Annotated in this window: 17 protein-coding genes and 1 pseudogene; 15 read left to right on the top strand and 3 right to left on the bottom strand. The window is 56.2% G+C overall.

Annotated elements, in window-relative coordinates:
- The 9 genes and pseudogenes from ABD971_RS30240 to ABD971_RS30200 form a co-directional block, all read left to right on the top strand.
- A pseudogene (locus ABD971_RS30240) lies at positions 1 to 458 on the top strand (IS4-like element ISRba2 family transposase); the annotation flags it as partial.
- 358 nt (positions 459 to 816) lie between these two features.
- The gene (locus ABD971_RS30235; protein WP_345327411.1) at positions 817 to 2,802 is read left to right on the top strand and encodes a c-type cytochrome domain-containing protein; all 1,986 of its coding nucleotides are present in this window, start codon (positions 817 to 819) and stop codon (positions 2,800 to 2,802) included.
- Positions 2,803 to 2,968: 166 nt separating this feature from the next.
- Positions 2,969 to 3,994 (top strand): methyltransferase domain-containing protein, encoded by a 1,026-nt coding sequence (locus ABD971_RS30230; RefSeq protein WP_339937142.1) that lies wholly within the window; start codon positions 2,969 to 2,971, stop codon positions 3,992 to 3,994.
- A gap of 275 nt (positions 3,995 to 4,269) precedes the next feature.
- Positions 4,270 to 4,452, top strand: a complete 183-nt coding sequence (gene rpmF / locus ABD971_RS30225) for a 50S ribosomal protein L32 (protein ID WP_081614431.1) — start codon at positions 4,270 to 4,272, stop codon at positions 4,450 to 4,452.
- 74 nt (positions 4,453 to 4,526) lie between these two features.
- Positions 4,527 to 5,453 carry an ACP S-malonyltransferase gene (gene fabD / locus ABD971_RS30220; RefSeq protein WP_339937139.1) on the top strand — a complete coding sequence of 309 codons (927 nt, stop codon included), beginning with the start codon at positions 4,527 to 4,529 and terminating at the stop codon, positions 5,451 to 5,453.
- A gap of 309 nt (positions 5,454 to 5,762) precedes the next feature.
- Complete coding sequence (gene fabG / locus ABD971_RS30215) at positions 5,763 to 6,521, top strand: 3-oxoacyl-[acyl-carrier-protein] reductase (RefSeq protein ID WP_339937137.1); 759 nt, start codon at positions 5,763 to 5,765, stop codon at positions 6,519 to 6,521.
- A gap of 336 nt (positions 6,522 to 6,857) precedes the next feature.
- Entirely contained in the window at positions 6,858 to 7,103 is a 246-nt protein-coding gene (locus tag ABD971_RS30210) for an acyl carrier protein (protein WP_008708273.1), read from the top strand.
- A gap of 190 nt (positions 7,104 to 7,293) precedes the next feature.
- Positions 7,294 to 8,541: a beta-ketoacyl-ACP synthase II gene (fabF, locus tag ABD971_RS30205; protein ID WP_339937127.1), complete on the top strand. Its 1,248-nt coding sequence runs from the start codon at positions 7,294 to 7,296 to the stop codon at positions 8,539 to 8,541.
- 150 nt (positions 8,542 to 8,691) lie between these two features.
- A complete protein-coding gene (locus tag ABD971_RS30200) occupies positions 8,692 to 9,606 on the top strand; it encodes a hypothetical protein (protein ID WP_345327410.1) in 915 nt (304 codons plus the stop codon).
- Between the two features lie 28 nt (positions 9,607 to 9,634).
- On the opposite strand, the gene ABD971_RS30195 is transcribed toward ABD971_RS30200, so the two are convergent.
- Positions 9,635 to 10,984 (bottom strand): class II 3-deoxy-7-phosphoheptulonate synthase, encoded by a 1,350-nt coding sequence (locus tag ABD971_RS30195; protein WP_345327409.1) that lies wholly within the window; start codon positions 10,982 to 10,984, stop codon positions 9,635 to 9,637.
- 297 nt (positions 10,985 to 11,281) lie between these two features.
- Between ABD971_RS30195 and ABD971_RS30190 the strand changes: the two genes are divergently transcribed.
- The 4 genes from ABD971_RS30190 to ABD971_RS30175 all read left to right on the top strand — a co-directional run bounded on the left by ABD971_RS30190 (position 11,282) and on the right by ABD971_RS30175 (position 18,338).
- A complete protein-coding gene (locus tag ABD971_RS30190) occupies positions 11,282 to 13,774 on the top strand; it encodes a DUF1549 domain-containing protein (RefSeq protein WP_345327408.1) in 2,493 nt (830 codons plus the stop codon).
- Between the two features lie 75 nt (positions 13,775 to 13,849).
- Complete coding sequence (locus ABD971_RS30185; RefSeq protein WP_345327407.1) at positions 13,850 to 15,304, top strand: DUF1501 domain-containing protein; 1,455 nt, start codon at positions 13,850 to 13,852, stop codon at positions 15,302 to 15,304.
- 62 nt (positions 15,305 to 15,366) lie between these two features.
- Positions 15,367 to 16,863: a DUF1570 domain-containing protein gene (locus ABD971_RS30180; RefSeq protein WP_345327406.1), complete on the top strand. Its 1,497-nt coding sequence runs from the start codon at positions 15,367 to 15,369 to the stop codon at positions 16,861 to 16,863.
- Positions 16,860 to 18,338 (top strand): SHD1 domain-containing protein, encoded by a 1,479-nt coding sequence (locus ABD971_RS30175; RefSeq protein WP_345327405.1) that lies wholly within the window; start codon positions 16,860 to 16,862, stop codon positions 18,336 to 18,338. The genes ABD971_RS30180 and ABD971_RS30175 overlap by 4 nt, the downstream gene beginning before the upstream one ends.
- 172 nt (positions 18,339 to 18,510) lie before the next feature.
- Here the strand turns inward: ABD971_RS30175 and clpX are convergent, their stop codons facing one another.
- Both clpX and ABD971_RS30165 read right to left on the bottom strand, forming a co-directional pair.
- Positions 18,511 to 19,791, bottom strand: coding sequence for an ATP-dependent Clp protease ATP-binding subunit ClpX (clpX, locus tag ABD971_RS30170; protein ID WP_339937114.1), 1,281 nt, complete (start codon positions 19,789 to 19,791; stop codon positions 18,511 to 18,513).
- Positions 19,792 to 20,334: 543 nt separating this feature from the next.
- The gene (locus tag ABD971_RS30165; protein ID WP_339937112.1) at positions 20,335 to 20,622 is read right to left on the bottom strand and encodes an SHOCT domain-containing protein; all 288 of its coding nucleotides are present in this window, start codon (positions 20,620 to 20,622) and stop codon (positions 20,335 to 20,337) included.
- A gap of 470 nt (positions 20,623 to 21,092) precedes the next feature.
- Between ABD971_RS30165 and thiL the strand changes: the two genes are divergently transcribed.
- Both thiL and ABD971_RS30155 read left to right on the top strand, forming a co-directional pair.
- Positions 21,093 to 21,995, top strand: a complete 903-nt coding sequence (gene thiL, locus ABD971_RS30160; RefSeq protein WP_345327404.1) for a thiamine-phosphate kinase — start codon at positions 21,093 to 21,095, stop codon at positions 21,993 to 21,995.
- Positions 21,996 to 22,054: 59 nt separating this feature from the next.
- The gene (locus tag ABD971_RS30155; RefSeq protein ID WP_345327403.1) at positions 22,055 to 23,518 is read left to right on the top strand and encodes a sulfatase; all 1,464 of its coding nucleotides are present in this window, start codon (positions 22,055 to 22,057) and stop codon (positions 23,516 to 23,518) included.
- Positions 23,519 to 23,667: the final 149 nt, after the last annotated feature.

Here is a 23,667-nt window from a genome sequence, read left to right as displayed (position 1 = left end):
TGGTCGATGACGATGGCTGGATCGTCGCCCAGTGGACGCTACTAACGAACGTCCCTGGTGATGAAGCTGATGCGTCCGAAGTAGGCAAATGGTACTACTTCCGCTGGCGCATCGAGAGTTTTTTCAAACTCCTCAAGAGTCACGGCTTGGAGTTGGAATATTGGCAGCAGGAAACGGGGTTGGCAATCGCAAAGCGTCTGCTACTGGCCGCAATGGCGTGTGTGCTAGTGAAACAGCTGGAGGCCAGCGAGAGCGAAGCGGCGATTAAATTTCGTCGACATCTGATCCGATTAAGTGGACGCCGGATGAAACGCGGCGTGGAGTTCACCGGCCCCGCTTTACTGGCCGGGTATTACGTCCACTTAAATATGCTGGACTACTTGATGGCGACCGAACTTTCACTCCAGGAGATGAAAGACATGGAAAACGCCGCCCTCTCAGAGATAATCGATGTGTAGACACCAATGCCCAAAGGGGAGGTGAAGAAACTCCTCACTCCTCACTCCTCACTCCTCACTCCTCACTCCTCACTCCCTCTCTCCCTCTCTCCCTCTCTCCCTCTCTCCCTCTCTCCCTCTCTCCCTCTCTCCCTCTCTCCCTCTCTCCCTCTCTCCCTCTCTCCCTCTCTCCCTCTCTCCCTCTCTCCCTCTCTCCCTAACGGTCATTCCGATTAGCCGTGACGGTGTGAGGGCCAATTCACCGCTGTAGCGGGATTTCGAGGACGAAATCGTTCAGCGGGTACTTTATAATGGTCACACGCGTTCATTCCCTGACCGTGTTACCCCGCTTGCCTCCTCTCGCCCTGGTTCGATACCGATGCGTTTTCTGGTTTTCATTGTTTTAGTGCTGCCTGCTCTCCTGTGGGGGGGATTGGCGAACGCGGCCGAATTGAGTGCTCGTGAAAAGCGAGCGGTCGACACCGTCAACCAGACGATTCGCACGGCGGGGATCGAGTACAAAGCGGGCAATTTCTCAGCGGCGGGCGAGGCGATCACACGCGCGATGGACCAGATCGACATCGCAATGAAAGTCGGTTCGCCCGAGTTGTTGGATGCATTCGAACCCGCGATGAAGCGAATTTCGACCGCCCACGCGATGCTGGAACTCGAAGGCGTCGCGGTGCCTCCGTTTCGTCGGCCGACTCTCCCTTCGGTCGCCAAATCGAGTGCCGACGGCACTGCGGCTGCCAACGAAGGCGAACAGCCCGAGATGGTTATTTTTGACATCAACGATCCATCGGCTCAGCCCCCGAATGCAACGCCTCCGAAAGTCGATTTTGCCGCTGGCGTCAGCTTCACCCAGCACGTGGCTCCGATTTTGGTGGGTCGTTGTGGGCGCTGCCATGTTTCGGGATCCAAAGGCGGGTTCAACATGGCCAACTACGAAGCGCTGATGAAAGGCTCGCGGGCAGGCGTCGTCGTGTTCCCCGGTGATGTGCCCAACAGCGTCTTGGTCGAAGTGATCGAATCGGGCGCGATGCCGCCCAACGGCAGCGTCTCGGCTCAAGAATTGTTGACGCTGAAGACTTGGATCAATGGCGGAGCCAAGTTTGATGGCACCGATCCGACGGCCACCCTCTCCGCTGGCAGCGGAGTCGCTCCGGTGGACGAACCGACCCCAACCGCGATGCCAGAAATCAAACAGGCGACGGGGAAAGAAACGGTCAGTTTTGCAGGCGACATTGCTCCGCTGTTGGTCGACGCGTGCAAGGGATGCCACATCGACGCGATGCAAACGCGAGGCGGACTGCAGTTAGACACCTTTGCGCGAATGATGCGAGGGGGCGATAGCGGCCCGATCATCACGCCCGGCAACGCCGCCGACAGCCTGCTTGTCAAAAAATTGCGGGGCATGGTCGGCGAACGAATGCCCGCCGGGGGTCGCCCGGCATTTTCCGAAGACTCGATCCAACTGATCTCTACTTGGATCAACGAAGGAGCCACACTCGATGGGGCCAGCAAGGACCAACCGCTCGAAGTGATGAGCAAGTTGGCGTGGATGAAAAAGGCCTCCGCCAGCGAGATCAGTGCCAAACGAAAAGCGGATGCGGAGGACGACCTGAAATTGGTGAACGCCAGTGGTGGCGAGATGCACTCGGTATCAACGGATCACTTCTTTGTGACCGGGACCGCATCCAAACCGACATTGGAATTGGTCGCGCGGAAGGCCGAAGAGGAATTAAAATGGGCCAAAACGATCGTTAATGCAGCCGATGGCGAAGAATACTTCCGCGGCAAAGCGACGCTTTTTGTCATGCCTCGGCGTTACGATTACAGCGAATTCGCCAAGATGATCGAAGCTCGCGATGTCCCTTCGGACTGGAACGCCCACTGGAAATTCGACGGAATCAACGCCTACATCGCCATGGTCGCAACGGACCGCGATGCGGACGACGAGATCGCGACTCGCTTGATTTCGCCGCTTGTCAGCCTTGCCGTGGCGACGCGAGGGATGGACGTCCCACGCTGGTTTGCCGAAGGGGTCGGAGCGAGTGTGTTTTCCAAATCGGGAACGAAGGTGGACCGCGATGCCAAACGCCGCGAAGACGCCGAGATTTCTGCGGCGGTGGTGGCGATGAAGGATGCCAAACAGTTCCTCGGTGAGAAACTAAAGCCCGAACAAACCGACCGAATCAGCATGGCCATCGCAGCATCAATGATGGACCGCGGACGCCGCAAAAACTTCGACGCCTTGATGCGTAACCTCAGCGACGGCTTGCCCTTTGATCAAGCGTTCCAAACCGCGTTCCGCGCCACGCCCGCCGCTTACATCACCCAGTGGCTGAAATGGGTGAAAGGGTAGGGAAGGGCAGGGTAGGGTGGTAGCGACGTGACGCAGGGCCCAATGCCATCGGTAAACTTCGCCTGCCTCGGCTTGGAAAGAAACGCGTTTCGATTCAGAATTAGCGTTTCGCTGGCCAAACCGTTTCGCTGGCCTCCTACGCTCACCCCATTGTGAAACGCCAACGATGACTTCTCGTGACCAGACGCTGAATCAATATCACGAACTGATGCAGATCAATGCGGTTTCTCATCTGCTTCGCTCGGCCCGAGAAACAGGGTTGATGGACCAATTGCGGAAAGGGCAGCACACCGCCGAACAACTCTGCAACACGCTCTCGTTGTCTGCCGAACCGACCCAACTGCTGCTCGACGCGATGACCGCAATCGGCATCTTTGAAAAGTACGACGAGGACTACGCGCTCTCGCAAGCGGCTCAGCTGTTGTGCCAATACGACAAGGACCTCGGCGACCAACGCTGGCAAAAGCTAACCGCCCGTGTGCTTGGTAAAGGCGACCGAGCGGCAGTGTCGCCGACGGAATACTTTGACCATGTCGCAGCGACGCAGTGGGCACATACCCCGGCTGCGATGGAGGCGGCCGAAATGCTGAACATCGGTGGCGAAGGAGAGGTCGAGGGTCCCAAAATCCTGGATCTCGGCTGTGGTTCGGCGGTTTGGAGCTGTGCGATGGCTCACCGAGACGCCAAGGCGACGATTACCGCTGTCGATTTCCCCGGTCCGATCGCTGCGGCGACCACAATGGCCGAGTCGATTGGACTGGCCCCCCGTTTCACGGCGATCCAAGCCGACCCCGCGTCGGCCGAGACGGCCGCAGAGAACCATTTGCCAAGCGATTTCGATATCGCCTTGATCGCCCAACGCCTGTTTGCTCAACAGCCCGCCGAACAAGCCGCACTGCTGAAACGCGCCGTTGCTTCGATTCAACCGGGCGGCCGGGTGATTGTGATCGACCTGTTTCGCGGCCCCACCAAGCCCAATTTGACTGAATCCACCGAAGCACTCAAACTCGAGCTTGAAACTCAGGGTGGGGGGATAAAAACACTGAAGGAGGCGGAATCGCTGCTGGTCAACGAGGGACTCGAAAAGATCAAGTTCACCTTTATCGCCGCCAGCCGCATGGGGCTGGGGATGATGGTGGCGTTCAAACCCGAATCGTCAGAAGCCCCAGCATCGTCAGAAGCCCCGGAATAGTCAGAAACCCCGGAATAGTCAGAAACCGCAAGTTCGCTGAGAAACGGTGAACATCCGATCCCCACGTCCGCTGCGGTTTTGCGAGCAGCCGGACTCGCAAACGGGCAAAAATCGTACCTTGCAGGGTCCGATTGACGCGGTTCTCGGCAAGAAATTGCAGCATTTAACTCAAATTTAGAAGAAAGTCCCAGTGCCACGTTGACGATCACGCTGTTAAGTTCCTACGATACGCGGCTCGATTCCATCTAAAACCTGTCACTTATGGACCCCCAGCGATGGCTGTCCCCAAAAGAAAACATTCCAATAGCCGTACCGGCAAACGTCGTTCACATGACCACGTCAAGAAGCGTCAAGTCGCCTATTGCCCCCAATGCAGCTCGGCTGTGCCTACGCACACGATCTGCCCTAAATGTGGGTACTACCAAGGCCGCACCGTCGTCGAATCGCCTAACGAATAAGTTCGACGAGTTCGTTTTCCTGACGCACAGGCCTTGGACCCCAAGGCTGCTGCATCTTTGAAGAAGGGGCTGCTGTGGCGCTCGACGTTGACTCTGTGGGCATTCTTTTCCCAGGCCAAGGTGCTCAAAACATCGGCATGGGACGCTGGCTGTGTGAAAACTATCCCCAAGCCCGCGCGCTCTACGACACTGCTTCGGAAGTACTCGGTTACGACCTAGTCGCGCTTTCGCAAGAAGGCCCCGAAGACAAGCTGAACGCAACCGAGTTCTGCCAACCGGCATTATTTGTCGTCGGCATGGCTGCGGCAGAAGTCGTGTTGAGCGAACGTCCGGAACTGGCCAACAAAATCAAAGCTGCCGCAGGCCTCAGTCTCGGTGAATACACTGCGGTCTGTTTCGCGGGCGGCATCCAATTCAAAGACGCCGTTCGGCTCGTCCAACGACGAGGCGAAGCGATGCAAGCTGCCTCGGACGCAGTCCAAAGCGGCATGGCCAGCATCCTCGGACTGGACCTCGAGAAGGTACAGGCGGTTTGCGATGAATGCCGCCAAGGCGACGAAGTGCTGCAGCCAGCCAACCTGCTGTGCCCCGGCAATATCGCAATCTCGGGCCACATCTCAGCAATCGATCGCGTCGAGCCTGCCGCTCAAGAAGCGGGTGCGATGAAGACCGTGCGACTGAGTGTTGCAGGCGCCTTCCACACCTCGCTGATGCAATCCGCCGTCGCGAAATTGGGCGAAGCGCTCGAATCAATCGAGATCCAAGACACCCGCATCCCGGTCTACAGCAACGTCGACGCGGCACCGCATCAATCCGCAGCCGAAATCAAGAACTTGCTCAGCCGCCAAGTCGTCAATCCCGTTCTCTGGGAAGCCTCGATCCGCAAAATGATGGACGATGGCATCGCAGGATTCCTGGAAGCAGGAACCGGCCGCGTGCTGCAGGGAACGCTGAAGCGAATCCATCGCAAATTGCCAACCGAAGGCTTCGGTGACGGCTGATTTTCACAGTGACAACGAAGTGGACGCGACTCGCTGAAACAGCCAGCCAATCCGGCTGACACTATCACCTGCGACTGGCGCCCCTTTGCGGCACTCGGATCACGCCAGCGGCGGATCGCAAACCTGGATGCGTCCAGACCCAACAAGCCAGCCCTCAACAAGCCAGCCCGACACCCTGCGAATCCACTGGTTGGCCGCGGGAGAACGAAGAAAAATACGGGCTAACAGCTTGCTGTTACGACACGAATACAGGCTAGCAGCCTGCACTACAACGCTCACATTCCTTTGATCTAGAAAGACAAACGCACCATGCAATTATCCATCGCAGTGGACTTGAAAGGCCAAGTGGCGATCGTCACCGGAGCCTCCCAAGGGCTCGGAAAGGCCGTCGCAGTCGCCTTGGCTCAAAATGGAGCCCACGTGGTCTGCTTGGCACGAAATGCGGACAAGCTGGCCTCTACCGTTAGCGAAATCGAAACCGCTGGCGGTACCGCCGAAGCCCTTTCGGTCGACGTCACCGATCGTGCCGCCGCTGCTGCTGCGATCGAAGACACCGCCAAAAAGCACGGTCGACTCGATATCTTGGTCAACAACGCCGGAATTACCCGCGACAAACTGATGCGGGGCATGTCCGACGAAGAGTGGGATGACGTGATCGCCACCAATCTGACCAGCTGCTTCGTCTGCTGCCGTGCCGCGGCCGGTTTGATGCGGAAAAAGAAGTACGGCCGCATCATCAACATGGCCAGCATCTCGGGCATGATCGGCAACCCTGGCCAAGCCAACTACTCGGCTAGCAAGGCGGGCATGATCGCCCTGACTCGCACCCTGAGCAAAGAATTGGTCAATCGCGGCGTCACGGTGAACGCCATCGCACCGGGCTTCATCGCCAGCGAAATGACGGCCGAACTTGGCGACGTCGTGCTCGAGGAAGTCAAGAAACGCATTCCTGCAAAGCGTGTAGGCAAACCCGAAGAAGTTGCCGCCGCCGTGTTGTTCCTGGCATCGGCCGATGCAGGTTACATCTCGGGACAAACCATCGTCGTGGACGGTGGGATGATTGGCTAACCGACCAACGGTGACCTCGGCCTGCCCGACGAAGAAGGAGCAAAGCGGCCCGCAATCTTTAACCAGATTGCGTGCCTTCGCGAAAATCACGATACTTCCGCCGTATACAGCCTGTCGGTGTATTGACGTGATTTAGCTTTTTGACCTATCTTTTCGGCGAAAGCACTGGTCGCTGCCGGGCTCTACCCCTTGAATGAAGGCGGGGCCAACAAAGACGGAGTGCCAATGATGATTGAGCCTTCGTTAAGACCGGTTTTGGGGGAGTCGAGTTCCTCTACCTCCCCGAACCTCGTATCCTCCTAACAAACTTGCTGACATTTCCCCCGGAGATAGCCCATGGCTAGCGTCGAAGAACGCGTTGTCGATATTGTTGCTGAACAACTTGGCGTCGACAAAGACAAGATTACTCGAGAAACTTCCTTTGTGAACGATCTCGGTGCGGATTCACTCGATACCGTGGAACTCGTGATGGAACTCGAAGAAGAGTTCGACATCAGTATTCCCGACGAAGCTGCTGAAAAGATCCAAAAGGTGGGTGAGGCAGTTGATTTCATCGAGAACGCCAAAGGTGATGACGCCTAAGGCTGTCTGTGATTGATGGACGGCTTTGTTCCGTTCCAGCAACGTTGACCAACAATTCGATTGTTGACGCTCTTGCCGCCCGAGAGATGTTGACGTGGCCCCTTTTCGGCTCACGCGAACATGTCACGGCGGCATTTATTTTGTAAACTCAGCTGATTACTCTTTTCTGCACTTATTGAAGGCCTTCTTGATGCAAGCCCGGTCGGAACGTCGCGTTGTCATTACTGGTTTGGGTGTGGTCTCACCACTCGCAGTTGACGTCCCGCAATTTTGGCAGCGGTTGACTGCGGGTGAGTCAGGGATCCATGACCTGACCACACTGGATACCAGCAAATACAAGGTTCACTTCGGTGGCGATATCCCTGATTTTGATGTCACGGGAGTGGTCGACCATCGCGAAGCCAAACGGCTTGACCGGTTCACCCAGTTCGCTGTCCACGCAGCCGAACAAGCGATCTCCGACGCCGCAATCGACTTCTCGGCCCTCGATCGGCACATGTGTGGTGTGATCCTTGGTTCGGGCATCGGCGGACTCGGCGAAATCGAAGTCCAGATCGAGAAAATGATCACCAAGGGTCCTGATCGCGTCAGCCCCTTTACCGTCCCCAAGATGATGCTCAACGCCGCTGGCGGTAACATCTCGATCACACACGGGCTGAAAGGCCCCAACTTTGCCGTCGCAACCGCTTGCGCCAGTGCGACCAACGCAATGGGCGAAGCAATGCGAAGTATCCAACTCGGTGAAACCGACTTGGTGATCACCGGCGGTACCGAAGCCGCGATCACACGCATGGGCTTGGCCGCTTTCCAAAACATGAAAGCGCTCTCGACGCGTAACGATAATCCCGCAGCAGCCAGCCGCCCGTTTGACGCCAATCGCGATGGCTTCGTACTCGGCGAAGGCGCCGGGGTGCTGATTTTTGAAGAACTCGAGCACGCCAAAGCTCGCGGTGCAAGGATTTACGCTGAGATCATTGGCTACGGAACCACTAGCGACGCAGGCCACATCACCGCGCCGGACCCAGCCGGTTTGGGTGCTGCCGCAGCGATGCAAGCCGCGATCGATGACGCGGGAATCCAACCGTCAGAGATCGACTACATCAACGCTCACGGCACCAGCACCCCGCTCGGTGACAAAGCGGAAACGCAAGCGATCAAAACGGTCTTTGGCGACCACGCCTACAAGACCTCGATCAGCAGCACTAAGAGCTCGTTGGGGCACTCGCTTGGTGCCAGCGGTGGGATCGAAGCGGTCATCCTCTGCAAGACACTCGAAACGTCCACAATCGCTCCCACGATCAACCTGGAAACTCCCGATCCCGCCTGCGACTTGGATTACACTCCCAACGAAGCCAAGCAACGCGACGTCAAGATTGCGATGAGCAATAGCTTTGGCTTCGGTGGACACAATGCCTGCGTTGTGATTCGCAAACTGTAATCGCGGAACGCCGCTTGCTGCGGCCAGTGCGTTGTTACAACAGGTGGGGTCATGGCGAACCGAGTTCGTTATCGCCCAATTTTGGGAACATTGTTAACGCGTTCCTCAAAAACTCTGCCGCCAGTGACACGGCGTCTGTAGGACATCACGATGACCACTGCGCCCAATCCTGAAAACCAGCCCCCTGCAAAAGCAGATCCCGCTCGCCCCACGCCGCTGGACCGCGCGGAATACGTCGAGCAGGGCTACCTCTTTCAACTGCTAAAGGAACGCATCGGCGAACAAATGCCGATGCAGGAACTTTTAGAGCAAGCACGTCTGGAACTGCTTGCCACCACCAATTTGCCAATCGCGGTCGAATACCTGCTGACCGAACTGAAGCATTCGGGAGTAATGGCGCCGGCGATGCGGCGGATGAGCCACTATTTCAACACGTTCCAGACCTACTTGATCGACGAAGCTGAGCAGGAAACCGGCCGCTTTGCGACCGAGACCGCCCTGCATATCCTCGAAGCCGATGCCAAGTATCGCGCTGGCGATGCGACTCCCGCAGGATTGTTTCTGTTTCAATTCGAAGCCCTCTGTCGCAATCGACTGAATTACGACAAAGGCTTGACGGCGATCAGCCAGGACCCCATCTACGACGCGACTTGGTCCAAATGGATCTTGATGATCCGTGCTCAGGTGGGACTGATTGATTTTGCGGACCTGTTGTTCTTCGCCAGCGAAGACTATCACAAACGCTTGGTCGAAGCAGACCAATCGCTCGACGGCAAAGGCCCGTTTTTATTTGGTGAGAAGGAGGGCCGAATCGCTTTTGGTAACCGCCGCAAAGAACCGCTGTATCTGTTTGCCGCGATGCAGCGACACTTGGGGTATCCCGCCGTGCCGCGTCACAAGATCGTCAAGCGGGACCATGAAATCATTCCGCAACTGGCCCGCCGCATCGAACGCCTTGAAACTCGCATCAAAATGTTCGAAGAAGAACAGCGAGGCGGAATGGATATCACGCGGTTCTATGAGAAGAATAAAGCCAAACTGAACATCCCCAAAGTCGATGATTGAGGGCCCGCATGGGGCTAATGCTGGACTGCTAATGCGGTGGACCGGCGACCCTCGCTTGCCCGGCAATCAGAAACGCAATCTCCATGGCTTGTTCGTAATTCAGCCGCGGGTCGACGTTGCTTTCATACGCGGTCGACAAATCGCTGGACTTCAGCCCCGCGGCGCCTCCGATACACTCCGTGACATTGTTGCCCGTCAATTCAAGATGGATGCCGCCCACGATCGTGCCGTGCCGAGCATGGATGGCGAATGAATCACGCACCTCGCTCAAGATTTGATCAAAATGACGGGTCTTGATTCCATGATCCGTGGTGACCGTGTTCCCGTGCATCGGATCAACCGACCACAGCACCGGATGATTTGATTTCTGGACCGCATCGATCAACGTTGGCAGTGAGGCCCCGATTCGCTCGGCACCGAAGCGACAGATCAACGTCATTCGGCCCGCCTCACGACTAGGGTTTAGCCGATCCAACAACTCGATCAATCCGTCCGTTGTCGTACTCGGGCCTACTTTCACGGCGATCGGATTTTTGATGCCACGAAAGTACTCGACGTGCGCCCCGTCGACCGCCCGCGTTCGATCTCCGATCCAAGGAAAATGAGTCCCCAAGTTGTACCATTCCTCTTCTCCGCTGGCCCGCCGCGTCAATGCCTCTTCGTACGCCAACAACAACGCTTCGTGTGAAGTGTAGAAATCGACTCGCGATAACTCGGCACGGGTCACACCGCCTAGCACGTCTAAGAAATTCAACGAGTCGCCGATACCACGCACCATTTGGTGATACTCGTCCGACTGCGGTGACAAACTGACGAAATCGAGTTCCCAGTTTTCGGGATGTTTCAAATCGGCAAACCCACCCTCGGTCAACGCTCGCAGATAGTTCAACGTTTGAGCGGAATATTCATAGGCGGCAAGCAGGTTCTGCGGCCGCGTCAGACGATCCTCGGGTGTAAACGGACTCCGATTGACACAGTCGCCTCGATACGATGGCAACGTTACGCCGTCGCGAGTTTCGGTATCACTCGAACGTGGTTTGGCATACTGGCCCGCGATCCGCCCCACGCGGATGATCGGTTTTTTGAGCCCGTACACCAACACCAAACTCATCTGCAGCAGCACCTTCAGTTTCTTTTCGATCGGATCGGCGCGGCACGCCGCAAAGCTTTCGCTACAGTCGCCACCTTGCAGCAGAAAGGCGTCTCCGTTGGCAGCGAGTGCAAGCTGCGATTTCAGCCGATCGATTTCCCAACGGGTGACCAACGGCGGTCGACCGCCGAGTTGCTGCAATACGTCACGCAAGGAATCGGAATCCGCGTACATCGGTTGCTGTAGCGCCGTCTTCGATCTCCAACTCGATGGATCCCAATCGCTCATTGATATTCGCTGGCTGCTTGAATCAGTTAGCCATTGGGACATCCCCAATCGACTGTATTGCGATTTGCCGAGCCGGAACTCACGTGCCCAGACAATTTTGCCTTTCACGCCGCCGCCAAGCAATGCATGCTCATCGTATCCCCGCCGCCTCGTTTGTAAAATGTGGCCGCCCCGCCCAATTTCCACTGCACTCGACCGCCGCGCCCCATCGAGCGACGATCTCATTACAATAGGAGTCTGCCACTCGTTATGATGCTGCCCGCCCCCCCTCCCTTCGTTCTCACCTAAAAACCGACGATGCCCACTCCTTCCCGTCTGTCGTCACACACCGCTAGTGTGCTCGTTTTGCATTGCCTTGGAATCGTGTCACTTGCTTTCTGCACTGTGACCGCCGCGGCAACGGAACCGATCGATTTTGCTCACGACATTGTGCCAATCCTGCAGCGAAACTGTGTCACCTGTCACGGCGGCCGTGAAGCCGAAGGAGACTTCTCGCTCAACACGCGGAGCTTGATGATCGAATCAGGGATGGTCGAACCGGAGGACTCGTCCACCTCGGAATTGATTCGCTTGATCAGCTCTAGCGATCCCGACGAACAAATGCCGCCGCCGGATCGCCCTCGCTTGAGCCCCAGCGAAACGGCACGGCTCCGCCACTGGATCGATCAGGGGATGCCGTGGGACGATGATTTCACCTTTGCAATTCAAAGCTACGAACCGCCGCTACGACCGCGGCGTCCCGAGCTGCCGCCGGCAATCGACCGACGCGTCAATCCGATCGATCGAATTCTCGATGCCTATTTGTCCGAGCATGGTTTGCCGACGCCACCGCCGATCGACGACGCGACGTTCTTTCGCCGTGTCCACTTGGACTTGGTCGGTCTGCTACCGACGGCCGATGCACTTACCTCCTTTCAGAACGATTCGTCACCTGATAAACGAACTCGTCTGGTGGACGATCTGCTGTCACGCGAAATTGATTACGCTGACCACTGGTTGACGTTCTTCAACGACCTGCTTCGCAATGACTACAGCGGTACCGGATTCATTACCAAAGGACGTCGGCAAATCAGCCGCTGGTTGTACCAAGCTCTTGTCCAAAACAAACCTTTTGACCAATTGACTCGCGAATTGATTGCCCCCACCTCGGACGAAAGCCGTGGTTACATCGATGGCATCAAGTGGCGTGGAACGGTTAGCGCAGGGCAAACGCTGGAAATCCAGTTTGCACAAAGCGTGTCGCAGTCTTTTCTCGGCATCAATATGAAGTGTGCATCGTGCCACGACAGCTTCATTGATCGTTGGACACTCAAAGAGGCTTATGGATTGGGAGCGATCTATGCGGAAACACCTCTGCAACTGCACCGCTGCGACAAACCAACCGGGGAAACGCAACAAGCATCCTGGTTGTTTCCTGAATTGGGTCAAATCGATGCCTCGGCGCCTCGCGAGGAACGACTGCAGCAACTAGCGCAGCTGTTGACGCACCCAGAAAATGGGCGATTCACACGCACGATCGTCAATCGGCTGTGGTACCGTTTGATGGGACGAGGCATTGTCCAGCCACTAGACGCAATGCAATCGGAACCGTGGAACGAAGATCTGCTAGACTACTTGGCCGTTCATTTAGCCGAGCATCAATACGATTTAAAAGCGACATTGCGGCTGATCGCGACCTCGGCAGCTTATCAATCGAAAACCGAAATCAGCGAAGACGACTCGGCGATCGGCGATTACGTTTATCGCGGCCCACGTGCCCGTCGCATGACCGCCGAACAGTTCTTAGATGCGGTGTGGCAGTTGACAGGCAGTGCTCCGCAAAAGTTTGACGCCCCCGTCTCGCGTCATGTCATTTCGCCGGGTGCAATCAATCCAAACACCGCCGATTCGCTGCTATCGCAGGCGAATTGGATTTGGGGAGGCCGCAACGGACACGCCGCTCCCGCGAATCAAGAAATGTGGATTCGCAAAAAATTTGATTTGCCGGGCGAAGTCTTGCAAAGCGGATCCGTACTGACCTGCGACAACGAATTCACCCTGTACGTCAATGGAGCCCATGCAGGCTCGTCTAACGATTGGACCAGCCTGCAATCGATTGAATTTGCGAACTTGCTACGCAAAGGAACCAACGAACTGCTGTTTCAAGTCAAAAACGCGGGGCATACTCCCAATGCCGCGGGCCTGTTCTTTGCAGCAAATTTCTTACTCGAAGATCAAACTCAGCTATCGATCGTCAGCGATCCATCCTGGGAATTCCATCCCGACATCAAAAAACCCCTTCCTCATCCCAAGGGCGCTCATCCCGCTGCCCCCGCAGAGGGCTGGAACACGGTTTCGGTAGTGCAACCGGTCAACGTATGGAGCGATTTGATTGATCGCGAAGCCGCTTCAATATTCACAAACGTCTCCGGTTCGTCGCGTCAGATGCCGATGGTTCGCGCTTCGCTGATGAAGAACAACGCCTTGATGCAATCGTTGGGTCGACCGATTCGCGACCAAATCGTTTCCATGCGGCCAAGCGGTCTGACGACACTCGAAGCCATTGATTTAGCGAATGAATCCTCGCTTGCCGAAGCGTTTGCCAGCGGAGCCGAACGCTGGAATGACGATCAGTGGAACTCGACCGACGAGCTTGTCCAGCATTTGTTTCAATCCGCGTTAACTCGCGTTCCAACGAAATCCGAAGCGGCATTATTTCGCGACACCCTGGGCGAATCACCGACTACCGAACAGCTGCAAGACGCGTTGTGGGCGATTTGTATGCTGCCCGAATTCATGCTGATTCGTTGACCGCACACTGCCGCATGGTCATTCCCGCTTCGCACAAAAAACACGATCCCACCGAACCAAACCCGAGTTACTGTGATGCAATTCCAACACGATCCCGAGCGTCCTGAGCCCCTGGTGCGTCGCGATTTTTTGCGGCAGCTTTCCGCGGCATCCCTTGCTGCCATCGCATCCAGTGCCCCCCGGCAATTCGCCTCGGCAATGGACCACGTGGAACATCCTCAACCGACCGCCGATGCCTGCATCTTGATCTGGTTGGCAGGCGGGATGGCGGCGCCGGACACCTTGGACCCCAAACGTTACCATCCATTTAAAAAGGGCTTGAAGGTATCCGATATGCTGAGCACGTTCCCGGCCATCGATACCGCCGTGGACAATATCAAAATCTGCAAGGGGCTGGAAAATATCGCGGGGGTGATGGACCGCGCGACGCTGATTCGCTCGCACGTGCAACCGGACCTCGGCAGCATCCTGCACTCGCGGCACCAATACCATTGGCACACCGGCTACGTTCCGCCGCAGACGGTTGCCGCGCCCCATATCGGTTCGTGGATGGCCCGTGTGCTGGGGCCGCGCAACGAAGTGATGCCCGCGTTTGTTAACATTGGACAACGACTCGAAGGGGTGGGCGAGAGCGAGGAATTAAAAGCATTCACCACCGCGGGATTTTTCGGCAGTGAATATGGGCCGATGAATTTGCCGTACCCGGATCGCGCGGCGGTATCGGTTCGGCCTCCCAAAGGCATGGATGCTCAGCGGTTTGCCAATCGCAATAAATTGTTTCGAAAATTGGTTGACCAAAGCCCGCAGCGGGAATTCATGAGCGACTATCACCAGGAATCGATGCTGCGATCGTTTGACAACGCCTATCGGCTGCTCAGTTCCAAAGAGCGTAAAGCGTTTGACATCTCACTTGAGTCCAGCGAGGTTGCCCAAAAGTACAACTCCACTCGCTTTGGCCAAGGCTGCTTGTTAGCCCGCCGATTGGTCGAAGCCGGAACACGATTCGTCGAAGTCACCACGGAATACGTCCCCTTTTTGCATTTTGACACTCATAATGACGGCCATACGACGATGGCCCGCATGCACAGCGAAGTGGATCAACCGATCGCACAATTGATCCTTGATTTGGAACAACGCAAACTGCTCGACCGAACCCTTGTCATCGTGGCCTCGGAATTTAGCCGCGATGCGTTGATGGAGGGTCAACCCGGATCCAACGCCAACGACCAAGCTCGCGAAAAAGTGGATGCGGTCGCTGAAATGAAACACTATGGACTACACCGGCATTTCACTGCGGGATCAAGCGTGTTGCTGTTTGGCGGTGGCATGAAGTCGGGTTTTCTATACGGAGCCACCGCGCCGGAACGTCCGCTGGTGGCGATCGAAGATCCCGTTTCGATCGAGGATTTGCATGCCACAATCATGACGGCGATGGGGATCAGCCCGCGAACCGGCTTTGATATCGAAGCACGCCCATTCTACGTGACCAAAGATGGAAAAGGACAAGCGGTTGAAGCACTGTTTGCTTGACTTTGCCTTGCGTGCCCCCCATACTCGGATGCGACCAAATGCTCACTCCGAGGCCATTACGCATGAGATCCTGCGTCCATTTCTTTTCGAACATCGCCGTTCACGCGGCATTCATTTGTTGTGTGGCTCTCTTCGTTTCGCTAACTCCCTGCCGAGCGGATTACACACTCTACACACTTCCCGGCAGCGACCTGTCGATCATGCTCGAAGGCAGTGTGACGTACAATCCCGGCGGAACTGCCACGCACCGCCATCCGCGTGGTTCGCTTTATTTTAACGCCAAAGACATCCAAGTCCTGAAACTGCCCACGAACGAGGCGGTGTTTGCTAAAAAGCTGCGTGAGGCGACGCAAAGCAAGGACGTCGACACGATGCTCGAAACCGCCAAATGGGCACTGCACAATGGATTGCTTGACGAGTGCAAATCGCTGCTCAGTGCCGCTTGGAAATTGGACTCCAGCCACGCGAAGATCCGTAAACTCGCCGGCTTGATGTACTATCTGAATCGACCAGTCACTAACAACTCAACGATCGAAGCCAATGCTCGCGAATTGGTCGGCGGCAAATCGATGCAACTGTCCCGCAGCAAACACTTTTTCTTGTTGCATGATGGCGACAACGAGAAGGATCCTCGCACGCGAAAAACGCGTCCGGAAATGCGTTTGGAACTGCTCGAAAAGGTTTACGAATCGTATTTCCTGACGTTTGCTTTTGAGGGATTGTTCCTGCGTCCGCCGACCGATCCGTTGGCCGTCGTGCTGTTTAGCCAACATGCCGATTTCATGCAGATGGAAAAACGGCTGGGGATGGGATTGCGACAAGTCGCGGGGTTCTATCTGCCCAAAGAGAACATTTCGATCTTTTACGATTCCGGCACCACCCCAATGTTTCAACAGCTGCAAAAGCTGAACGAAATGTTTGATGGGATGGAAAAAGACATCCGCCGAAATCGTGTGCAGGGCGGCGGCGAGCTGATCCGGTTCGCCAACACGATCGAACTGCTCATCGACATCGAGCGGGAAAGCGAAGACGTCAGCGTCGTATCACACGAAGCGGTCCATCAATTGGCGGGCAATACCGATCTGTTCCCCAGCGATGGCGTGTTTGTGCGTTGGGTTCACGAAGGGCTGGCCTCGTTTTTCGAGTCTTCCAAGATGGCACGCTGGAGCGGCGTGGGGGTCGTCGACCGAGACCGTATTGCGTACTACCGCGTCCTCGAAGGCGATCCCATTCGCGGTGGCATTGAGTTTATTGTCTCGGATCTCGGTTTTACCATCGAAGGCATGCTGGGTAATCAGTTGCCCGCCTATGGCCAAGCTTGGGCGCTGACCCATTTCTTGTTTCACGAGCGGTTTGACCAACTGATCAAATTCTATCGCGAGATCCAGAATATCGACATCGAAGTCACGGACGCCGAAACGCTCAAAGCAAAAGCGGAGAAGTTGGTCAGCACGTTTGATGAGTGCTTTGGCGATCGCACGACTCTGGAACTGGAGTGGCGGCGATACATGCGGTCGCTGCGGACGGACATGGAACGATTGGCCGAGGAAATTCGATGAGCGGAACATGCTCCGCTAAAACCAGTCGCACTCGGCCAATTGCGGTTGCGACGTGCATGATTTTGTTGGGGGCGGTGCTTGGGGGCAGTGCGGCCGCTCAAGACGCAGTGTACCGACCGGTCGTAGGCGAAAGCTACCAGTACGGAATCGAAGTTCGTGTGGTGGATGTGTCCGGCAACCGCGGTCCCAAATCAGTCTTGAACCAACGTTGTCGTCTGCGGTTCGATGTGACTCAATCGGACGCTGCCGGCTGGACGGCGACCTATTACAGCGTCCCCTTCTACGGATCGAAACCCTGGAGCAGATCGTCGCTGCAGCACTGGATCGAATCAAAGCGCGCGCGACTAGCTCGACCGCCGGAGGAAGACATCGCCGTGCCACCCGGTTTGCCTCCACATGCCGCAGAAATGCACAAGCGGATGCGACTGCGTAGTCGTCTTGCCGATCAAGACTTCATCACCAAAGTCGATCACTATCCAGGACTGTTTCAATTCTGCGAAGGCCAAATCTTGGTTTCGCCCCAGGGCGAAATCACCCAAATCGTGGGCCCCGGAAATTTGCCACTGCTGTTGGGACAGATCGCCAGGGTGCCGCTGATGCGACTTCCTCCGGCCGGTAGCGCCGAGCCGTCGTTCGGTTACAAAGACACGTTTGAGTTCAATGCGAACTTTGGCAACGACGATGTTCGCACGACCGAAGCGTCCGTGTTGTCGGTGATCACTCCGCGAAAAGCCAGCGGCGAGGGACTTGTCGCGTTTGATCGCGAGTTCGAGCAAGCCGGAGGCACCACTGCTGGCATCAAAATATTGCTTTCCGGAAGCGGTTTTGGTGAATTTTCGACGGAGTTGTCGATGCCGTATCGCGGCAATAGCGATTTCAAATTCGAAGGGGCGCCGTATTTTGATGCCCCCGGTCCGTTTTCTGTCCGCGTGGGCTACCACTATCTGGACGAATGGCGGCAAGCGTTTTTTGACAATGGATTCCTGCCCACCAACGAAGCTTTGTCTGCCGAGGTGTTACCACGACTCGAATCGCAACATCAATTGGCGATGCAGCGGCAATTGGTCGGCCGAAAGCCCGAGCTTGATGCGGAAACGAAACAGCGAGCCGACGTGTCCGCGCCGCCGCCGTATGATTCTCTGCTTCAGCAAACGCTCAGCAAAACCCTCGCTCGCTTTGCCGAGAAAGAAAAATCAGAAGATGCCGAAGAGGCCAAGCAAGCTCGCGAGGTCACCTCGGCCCTGAAGAGCCTCTCGACTCGCTGGGACACGCTGCGTTATCTGGCAACGCTGATGCCAAGAACCTGGAGCGATGCGAGCGGCAGTTTCAAGGTCAACGCCGTGCTGGTTAGCCACGCCGATGGCCGAGTCACGCTACGACGCAAGGACAACGGCCAAACGATCACGATCCCGCTGAATCGACTTAGCGAGTCCGACATCGACTTCGCCACCACCTTCGGCAAACCCGCTGAATGACACCCCCCAAAAACCACATTCCCCCCAGATCGCCAAAAAGGTGTCCGACACCTTTTTTGGGCCTTTCATAACGACGAAACGCCACTGCAACCTGCGGTGGCTGCAATGGCGTTTTCGCTTCGCTGTGAATCGTGATGCAGTGCTTAGGATCTGCTACCGACCGTCGGCTCGATTAGGCGCTTTTGGTCGTTGGCATCTGGAACAACTTGCGTGATCCGCTGACCACGGTCTCGTCGATCGTGTAGACGCTGCCCGCCTCTTGGCCTGGCAAATCGTACATGATGTCCAACATCACCTCTTCGAGAATGCCTCGAAGCCCGCGAGCTCCGACACCTTTCTCGAGGGCTCGCTGAGCGACCATGCGGAGTGCTCCGTCGGTGAACTTCAAGTCGCAATTTTCCATTTGGAAAAGTGCTTGATACTGTTTCACCAACGCGTTCTTGGGCTCCTTCATCACTCGCACAAGACCGTCTTCGTCGAGCGGCTGCAAGTAGCTGACCACTGGCAATCGTCCGATCAGCTCGGGAATCAAACCGAACTGCAAAATGTCTTCGGTTTGCACGTTGGCGAGCAATTCCGAATCGGTTTGCTCGTTGCGATGTCCCGCACCTCCACCGAACCCGAGCGTGCGATGGCCCATGCGTTTGCGGATGATGTCTTCGATCCCGACAAACGTTCCACCCACGATGAACAAGATGTTACTCGTGTCCAATTGGATGTACTGCTGCTCGGGATGCTTGCGTCCGCCTTGCGGTGGGACGTTCGCCACGGTGCCTTCGAGCATTTTCAAGAGGCTCTGCTGAACCCCTTCGCCCGAAACGTCACGTGTGATCGAAACATTCGCACTGGTCTTACCGATCTTGTCGACTTCGTCGATGTACAGAATCCCACGCTGTGCGGCTTCGACGTCGAAATCGGCGGCGTGCAGCAGTTTCAGTAGCAGATTCTCAACATCTTCACCGACGTAACCGGCTTCGGTTAGCGTGGTGGCATCGCCGATAGCGAAGGGAACATTCAACATGCGGGCGAGCGAACGAGCAAGCAACGTTTTTCCGCTACCGGTTGGTCCGGCCAACAGAATGTTGCTCTTTTCGATTTCGACGTCCGAGTTGCCTTCCCACTCGCTGTTGAGGCGTTTGTAGTGATTGTGCACCGCGACCGCGAGTACGCGTTTCGCAGCGCCTTGACCAATCACGTATTGGTCGAGGTGTTCAACAATATCCTTGGGTGCGGGAATGTCGCTAAACAGTGACTTGCTTGGCCCACGTCGACGCTGTTCTTGATCAAGAATCGACTGGCACAGCTCGATACACTCGCCACAGATGTAAACGTCACCTGGGCCTTCGACGAGCGGTCCCACATCCCGGTAGCTCTTGCGACAGAAAGAACAGAACGCGTTCTTTTTGTTGGTCGAACTTCCACGACGCGAAGTTGGGGTTTCTTTCGAGGTCATACACGGCTCCTGGTTGTGTTGTTGGTCTAATGTGGGCTGAAGTAACGACTAACGCGCGTTTCATGAGCCTGTGCTCTGCGCTCGCCGTAGATCACACCCACGTGAGATCAACAACGCGTCAAACGGTTAGGGCCACGGGCTCGAATGCTTTTGGTGACGTCTTCGCCGACCAGAATGCTACTGAACGTGACGTAAATCTACGTAACGATCAGCAACGTGGCCGAAAAAAACAGACACCCTCAGGCCATCCGTTTCCTCGAAAGACTCGAGCCGATTGTGGTTTGATTCTAATTAAACGAAATATATAGTTTTCCGATTGAACGCCCGCATGGATATGGAAGGGTCATTCGTTCGAAAAGGTTGTCCCAAATTCAAGACTAGACTACCGAGCCAATTCGACAAGCTTCACCCAAGATTGGTTGATGCCTCACGAATGCCCCAGTCGGGAACGCCCCGATTCGAGATTGTTACAAGATCGACAACCACAAAGGGCTGCTTGACTTCGTAACGGGAAAGGAGTCTCGGTCGGATTGTTCAGATCACTCAGGCTTTCGTCCCCTCACCGCCCGAAGACGATGAAGGGTCGTTTTGCATTCGGTCTGCTAGTTGACGTTGGGTTGTCGCTTCTATAGTTCGGTATTCTTCTTCGCTAATCTCACCCCGGAGATGCATTTCTTTCAAATTTGCTAGCGTCTCGTACACTGTCTCCCCGTCGTTGGCGTTGTAGTCCCGATAGCTTGACACAAGATAAAATCCGGCGGCAATCAGGATGCATAAGACCAGAACGGAAAGCCCAGCTTGTACGGTCGTGTTGAGAAAAAAATCAGGCATAACCGGTAGCTCCCTAGCCCTTTGTCTCGTTGGCAATTCGTGACTGAGTGTTTTGACGAGTTCAGTCAGAGGGATGCGGCCAGTGGCTTGGCTTGGGGACATCCGAATAATAGGAGTGTCCACCAAGGATGGTCCAGCATTTTTCGCAAGAAGCCCCCTGTTTTTCTAGTTTCACACAAAATCGGCCAATGTTCCACGGGCGAGGAGGGGGAAAGTGGGGAGGAAAGAAGGGAGTGAGGAGCTGGGAGTGAGGAGTGAGGAGCCTGGGGCCTGGGGCCTGAGGCCTGGCGATTGGGCGGCTTGATGGGATTGTGTGTTGCGGATCGGCGGGGGACACTTTCGGGGCGTCATGCCCCAATTTGCTCGGGATGACATAAATCCAGCCGTTTTCACGCTCGCAATCGGCGATTTGCGAGTCCACAGACGCTGCCCGAACGCCAATCTTCCCTCTAAAAACACGCTATTTGAACATGGAACAGTCCTTTCTTGCCTATCTTCGCGGTCGCTGCCGCTCGTTGCCTCAAGTCGCAGTGGGAATCGGTGACGATGCCGCCGTCATTCAGCCTCCGCAAGCCAATCTGATCGCCTGCACCGACCAAATCATTGATGGCGTCGACTTTGATTCGAGTGAACATGCGTACGCGGACGCCGGTTACAAGGCGATAGCGATTAATTTGAGCGATATCGCGGCGATGGGAGCGGTGCCGAAGTCGGCGCTGGTGACCTTGGCATTACCGAAACAGAATGCGACGCGAATTGCCGGCGATGTCTACGAAGGGATTTTGCAAGCGGCGGCGGAATTCCAGGTTGCGATCGCGGGGGGGGACATCTCAACCTACGACGGACCATTGAACGTCAGTATCACGCTGCTCGGCGACGTTCCCGCCGGCGATCCGTGGTTGCGAAGCGGTGCAAAAGAGAACGACGCGGTGCTGGTCACCGGTTTTGTCGGCGGCAGCATCTTAGGTCGACACTTACGCCCCACCCCCCGCGTGGATCTCGCCAATCGACTGCGGGAAATGGTCGACGTGCACGCCGCAATCGATATCAGCGACGGGCTGTCGCTGGACCTCGATCGTCTGTGTGCCGCCAGCGGAGTGGGCGTCGAGCTGAACATTCCGGCGATTCCGATTCACGACGACGCGATCATGTTGGCCGAAAAAAGTGGCTGCACGCCGTTTGAACACGCCTGGAGCGATGGCGAAGACTTTGAGTTGATCCTGACCATGAGCCAAGCGGATGCCGACAAGGTGTTGGCGATGGACCACGAGTGCGAGATCACTCAAATTGGCACGATCCTGGGCCGAACCGGACTTTGGAAGCGAGTCGCCGCAAAACTGGTACGACTCTCTCCCCAAGGTTATATTCATTAGAGCCTGCTCCCCTCCCTTCCCCATCTCCCGCCATCACTCCCGCCCTCCGGTGCTTTTGAATGAATGCTTCTCTCAGCCGCCTCGTCGCCCTGTTGATCGGATTCGCGTGTTTCGGGGTTCAGTCACGGGTCAGTGATGCCAAGGAAGCAGCGACAAGGGAACAACCCAAACTCAACGTCCTATTCATTATCTCGGACGACCTCACCTCCACCGCATTATCTTGCTACGGAAACACGGTCTGCCAGACGCCGAACATTGACGCGTTGGCCGCACGAGGGACGCGGTTCACGCGGGCGTATTGCCAAGGCACTTATTGTGGTCCTTCGCGCGCGTCGTTCATGTCGGGTTACTACCCGCATGCGACTGGGGTGCTGGGTTACAAGAATCCTCGCCCGCAAATTGGCGACCGTGCGATGTGGTCCCAGTACTTTAAGGACCAAGGTTACTACGCCGCGCGGGTGAGCAAGATTTTTCACATGGGTGTGCCTGGCGGGATTGAAAAAGGGGGGAACGAAGCCGATGACGAACTCTCCTGGACCGAACGATTCAACAGCCCAGGGCCTGAATGGAAAGCCGCAGGCGACGGCGAAACACTCGAGCGTAATCCCGACGGCAAAAAGCCGGTGGTCGGTGGCAACACATTTGTGGTCGTCGAGGCGGATGGCGACGACGACGTCCACAGCGACGGCAAAACCGCCGCCAAAGCGGTCGAGCTGATCCAGCAACACAGCGACGAACCGTTTTGGCTAGGCGTTGGTTTTGTTCGTCCTCACGTTCCCTTTGTCTCGCCGCGTCCTTATTACGAACCGTTCAAACCGTTCGACACGATGACGCTACCGGAAAAAGTCGAAGGCGATTGGGACGACATTCCTAAAGCTGGCATCAATTACAAAACCAGCGAGAACATGCAAATGGATGTTCGTCGTCAAAAGAAAGCGGTCGGTGGTTACTACGCGTCGGTCGCGTTCATGGACGCCCAAGTCGGCAAGGTGCTCGATGCGCTAGATGCCTCGGGCCAGCGAGACAACACGATCGTGATCTTCACCAGCGATCACGGCTACCATCTTGGCGAGCACGACTTTTGGGCCAAGGTCAGTCTGCGGGACGAGTCGGCGTCGGTTCCGCTGATCATCAGCGTTCCTGGCAAACAGCCGGCCGTGTGCGACAGCCTTGTCGAACTGATCGACCTGTATCCAACGACCGCATCGCTTTGCGGAATGCCGGTTCCCGAGCGACTGCAAGGCAAAGACATCTCGGCGATGCTGGACGATCCGAGCGTCACGGTTCGCGATGCCGCCTTCAGCGTCGCTCCGATGCGAAAAGGATTCTTACTGCGTGAGAACGACTGGGCGTACATTCAGTACAACGAAGATGCGTCGGCGGGGATCGAGTTGTTTGATGTCCGCCGCGATCCGCAGCAATACACCAATCTGGCGGCGGACGAAGCCTACGCTGCGGTTGTCGAAGGATTCAAACGCAAACTTGCCGCTCGGCTCGCCGAAGTCCGCGACAACGACTTGTAGTCGAGCCGACAGCCAGCGGCGTCGACGTTGAAACGAGTAAGTGGCCTTGTAGCGGAAGTCGTCAAGACTTTCGTTCCATTGCCGAATGCCCCCCGAAACTCTTGACGAGTTCCGCTACGGGATGATTTACAGCGTTAGCCAAAACCGCT

Origin of the sequence: Novipirellula rosea, assembly GCF_039541335.1 — a bacterium.
Lineage (GTDB): Bacteria > Planctomycetota > Planctomycetia > Pirellulales > Pirellulaceae > Novipirellula > Novipirellula rosea.
The sequence above is the reverse complement of the archived record's forward strand: the minus strand, read 5'-3'. Positions and strand labels throughout refer to the sequence as shown.

What these genes read in the sequence shown, in the direction of transcription:
- ABD971_RS30235 (WP_345327411.1), top strand. Translation starts at nt 817, where the DNA reads ATGCGTTTTCTGGTTTTCATTGTTTTAGTGCTGCCTGCTCTCCTGTGG.
- ABD971_RS30230 (WP_339937142.1), top strand. Translation starts at nt 2,969, where the DNA reads ATGACTTCTCGTGACCAGACGCTGAATCAATATCACGAACTGATGCAG.
- rpmF (WP_081614431.1), top strand. Translation starts at nt 4,270, where the DNA reads ATGGCTGTCCCCAAAAGAAAACATTCCAATAGCCGTACCGGCAAACGT.
- fabG (WP_339937137.1), top strand. Translation starts at nt 5,763, where the DNA reads ATGCAATTATCCATCGCAGTGGACTTGAAAGGCCAAGTGGCGATCGTC.
- ABD971_RS30210 (WP_008708273.1), top strand. Translation starts at nt 6,858, where the DNA reads ATGGCTAGCGTCGAAGAACGCGTTGTCGATATTGTTGCTGAACAACTT.
- fabF (WP_339937127.1), top strand. Translation starts at nt 7,294, where the DNA reads ATGCAAGCCCGGTCGGAACGTCGCGTTGTCATTACTGGTTTGGGTGTG.
- ABD971_RS30200 (WP_345327410.1), top strand. Translation starts at nt 8,692, where the DNA reads ATGACCACTGCGCCCAATCCTGAAAACCAGCCCCCTGCAAAAGCAGAT.
- ABD971_RS30195 (WP_345327409.1), bottom strand. Translation starts at nt 10,984, where the DNA reads ATGAGCGATTGGGATCCATCGAGTTGGAGATCGAAGACGGCGCTACAG.
- ABD971_RS30190 (WP_345327408.1), top strand. Translation starts at nt 11,282, where the DNA reads ATGCCCACTCCTTCCCGTCTGTCGTCACACACCGCTAGTGTGCTCGTT.
- ABD971_RS30185 (WP_345327407.1), top strand. Translation starts at nt 13,850, where the DNA reads ATGCAATTCCAACACGATCCCGAGCGTCCTGAGCCCCTGGTGCGTCGC.
- ABD971_RS30180 (WP_345327406.1), top strand. Translation starts at nt 15,367, where the DNA reads ATGAGATCCTGCGTCCATTTCTTTTCGAACATCGCCGTTCACGCGGCA.
- ABD971_RS30175 (WP_345327405.1), top strand. Translation starts at nt 16,860, where the DNA reads ATGAGCGGAACATGCTCCGCTAAAACCAGTCGCACTCGGCCAATTGCG.
- clpX (WP_339937114.1), bottom strand. Translation starts at nt 19,791, where the DNA reads ATGACCTCGAAAGAAACCCCAACTTCGCGTCGTGGAAGTTCGACCAAC.
- ABD971_RS30165 (WP_339937112.1), bottom strand. Translation starts at nt 20,622, where the DNA reads ATGCCTGATTTTTTTCTCAACACGACCGTACAAGCTGGGCTTTCCGTT.
- thiL (WP_345327404.1), top strand. Translation starts at nt 21,093, where the DNA reads ATGGAACAGTCCTTTCTTGCCTATCTTCGCGGTCGCTGCCGCTCGTTG.
- ABD971_RS30155 (WP_345327403.1), top strand. Translation starts at nt 22,055, where the DNA reads ATGAATGCTTCTCTCAGCCGCCTCGTCGCCCTGTTGATCGGATTCGCG.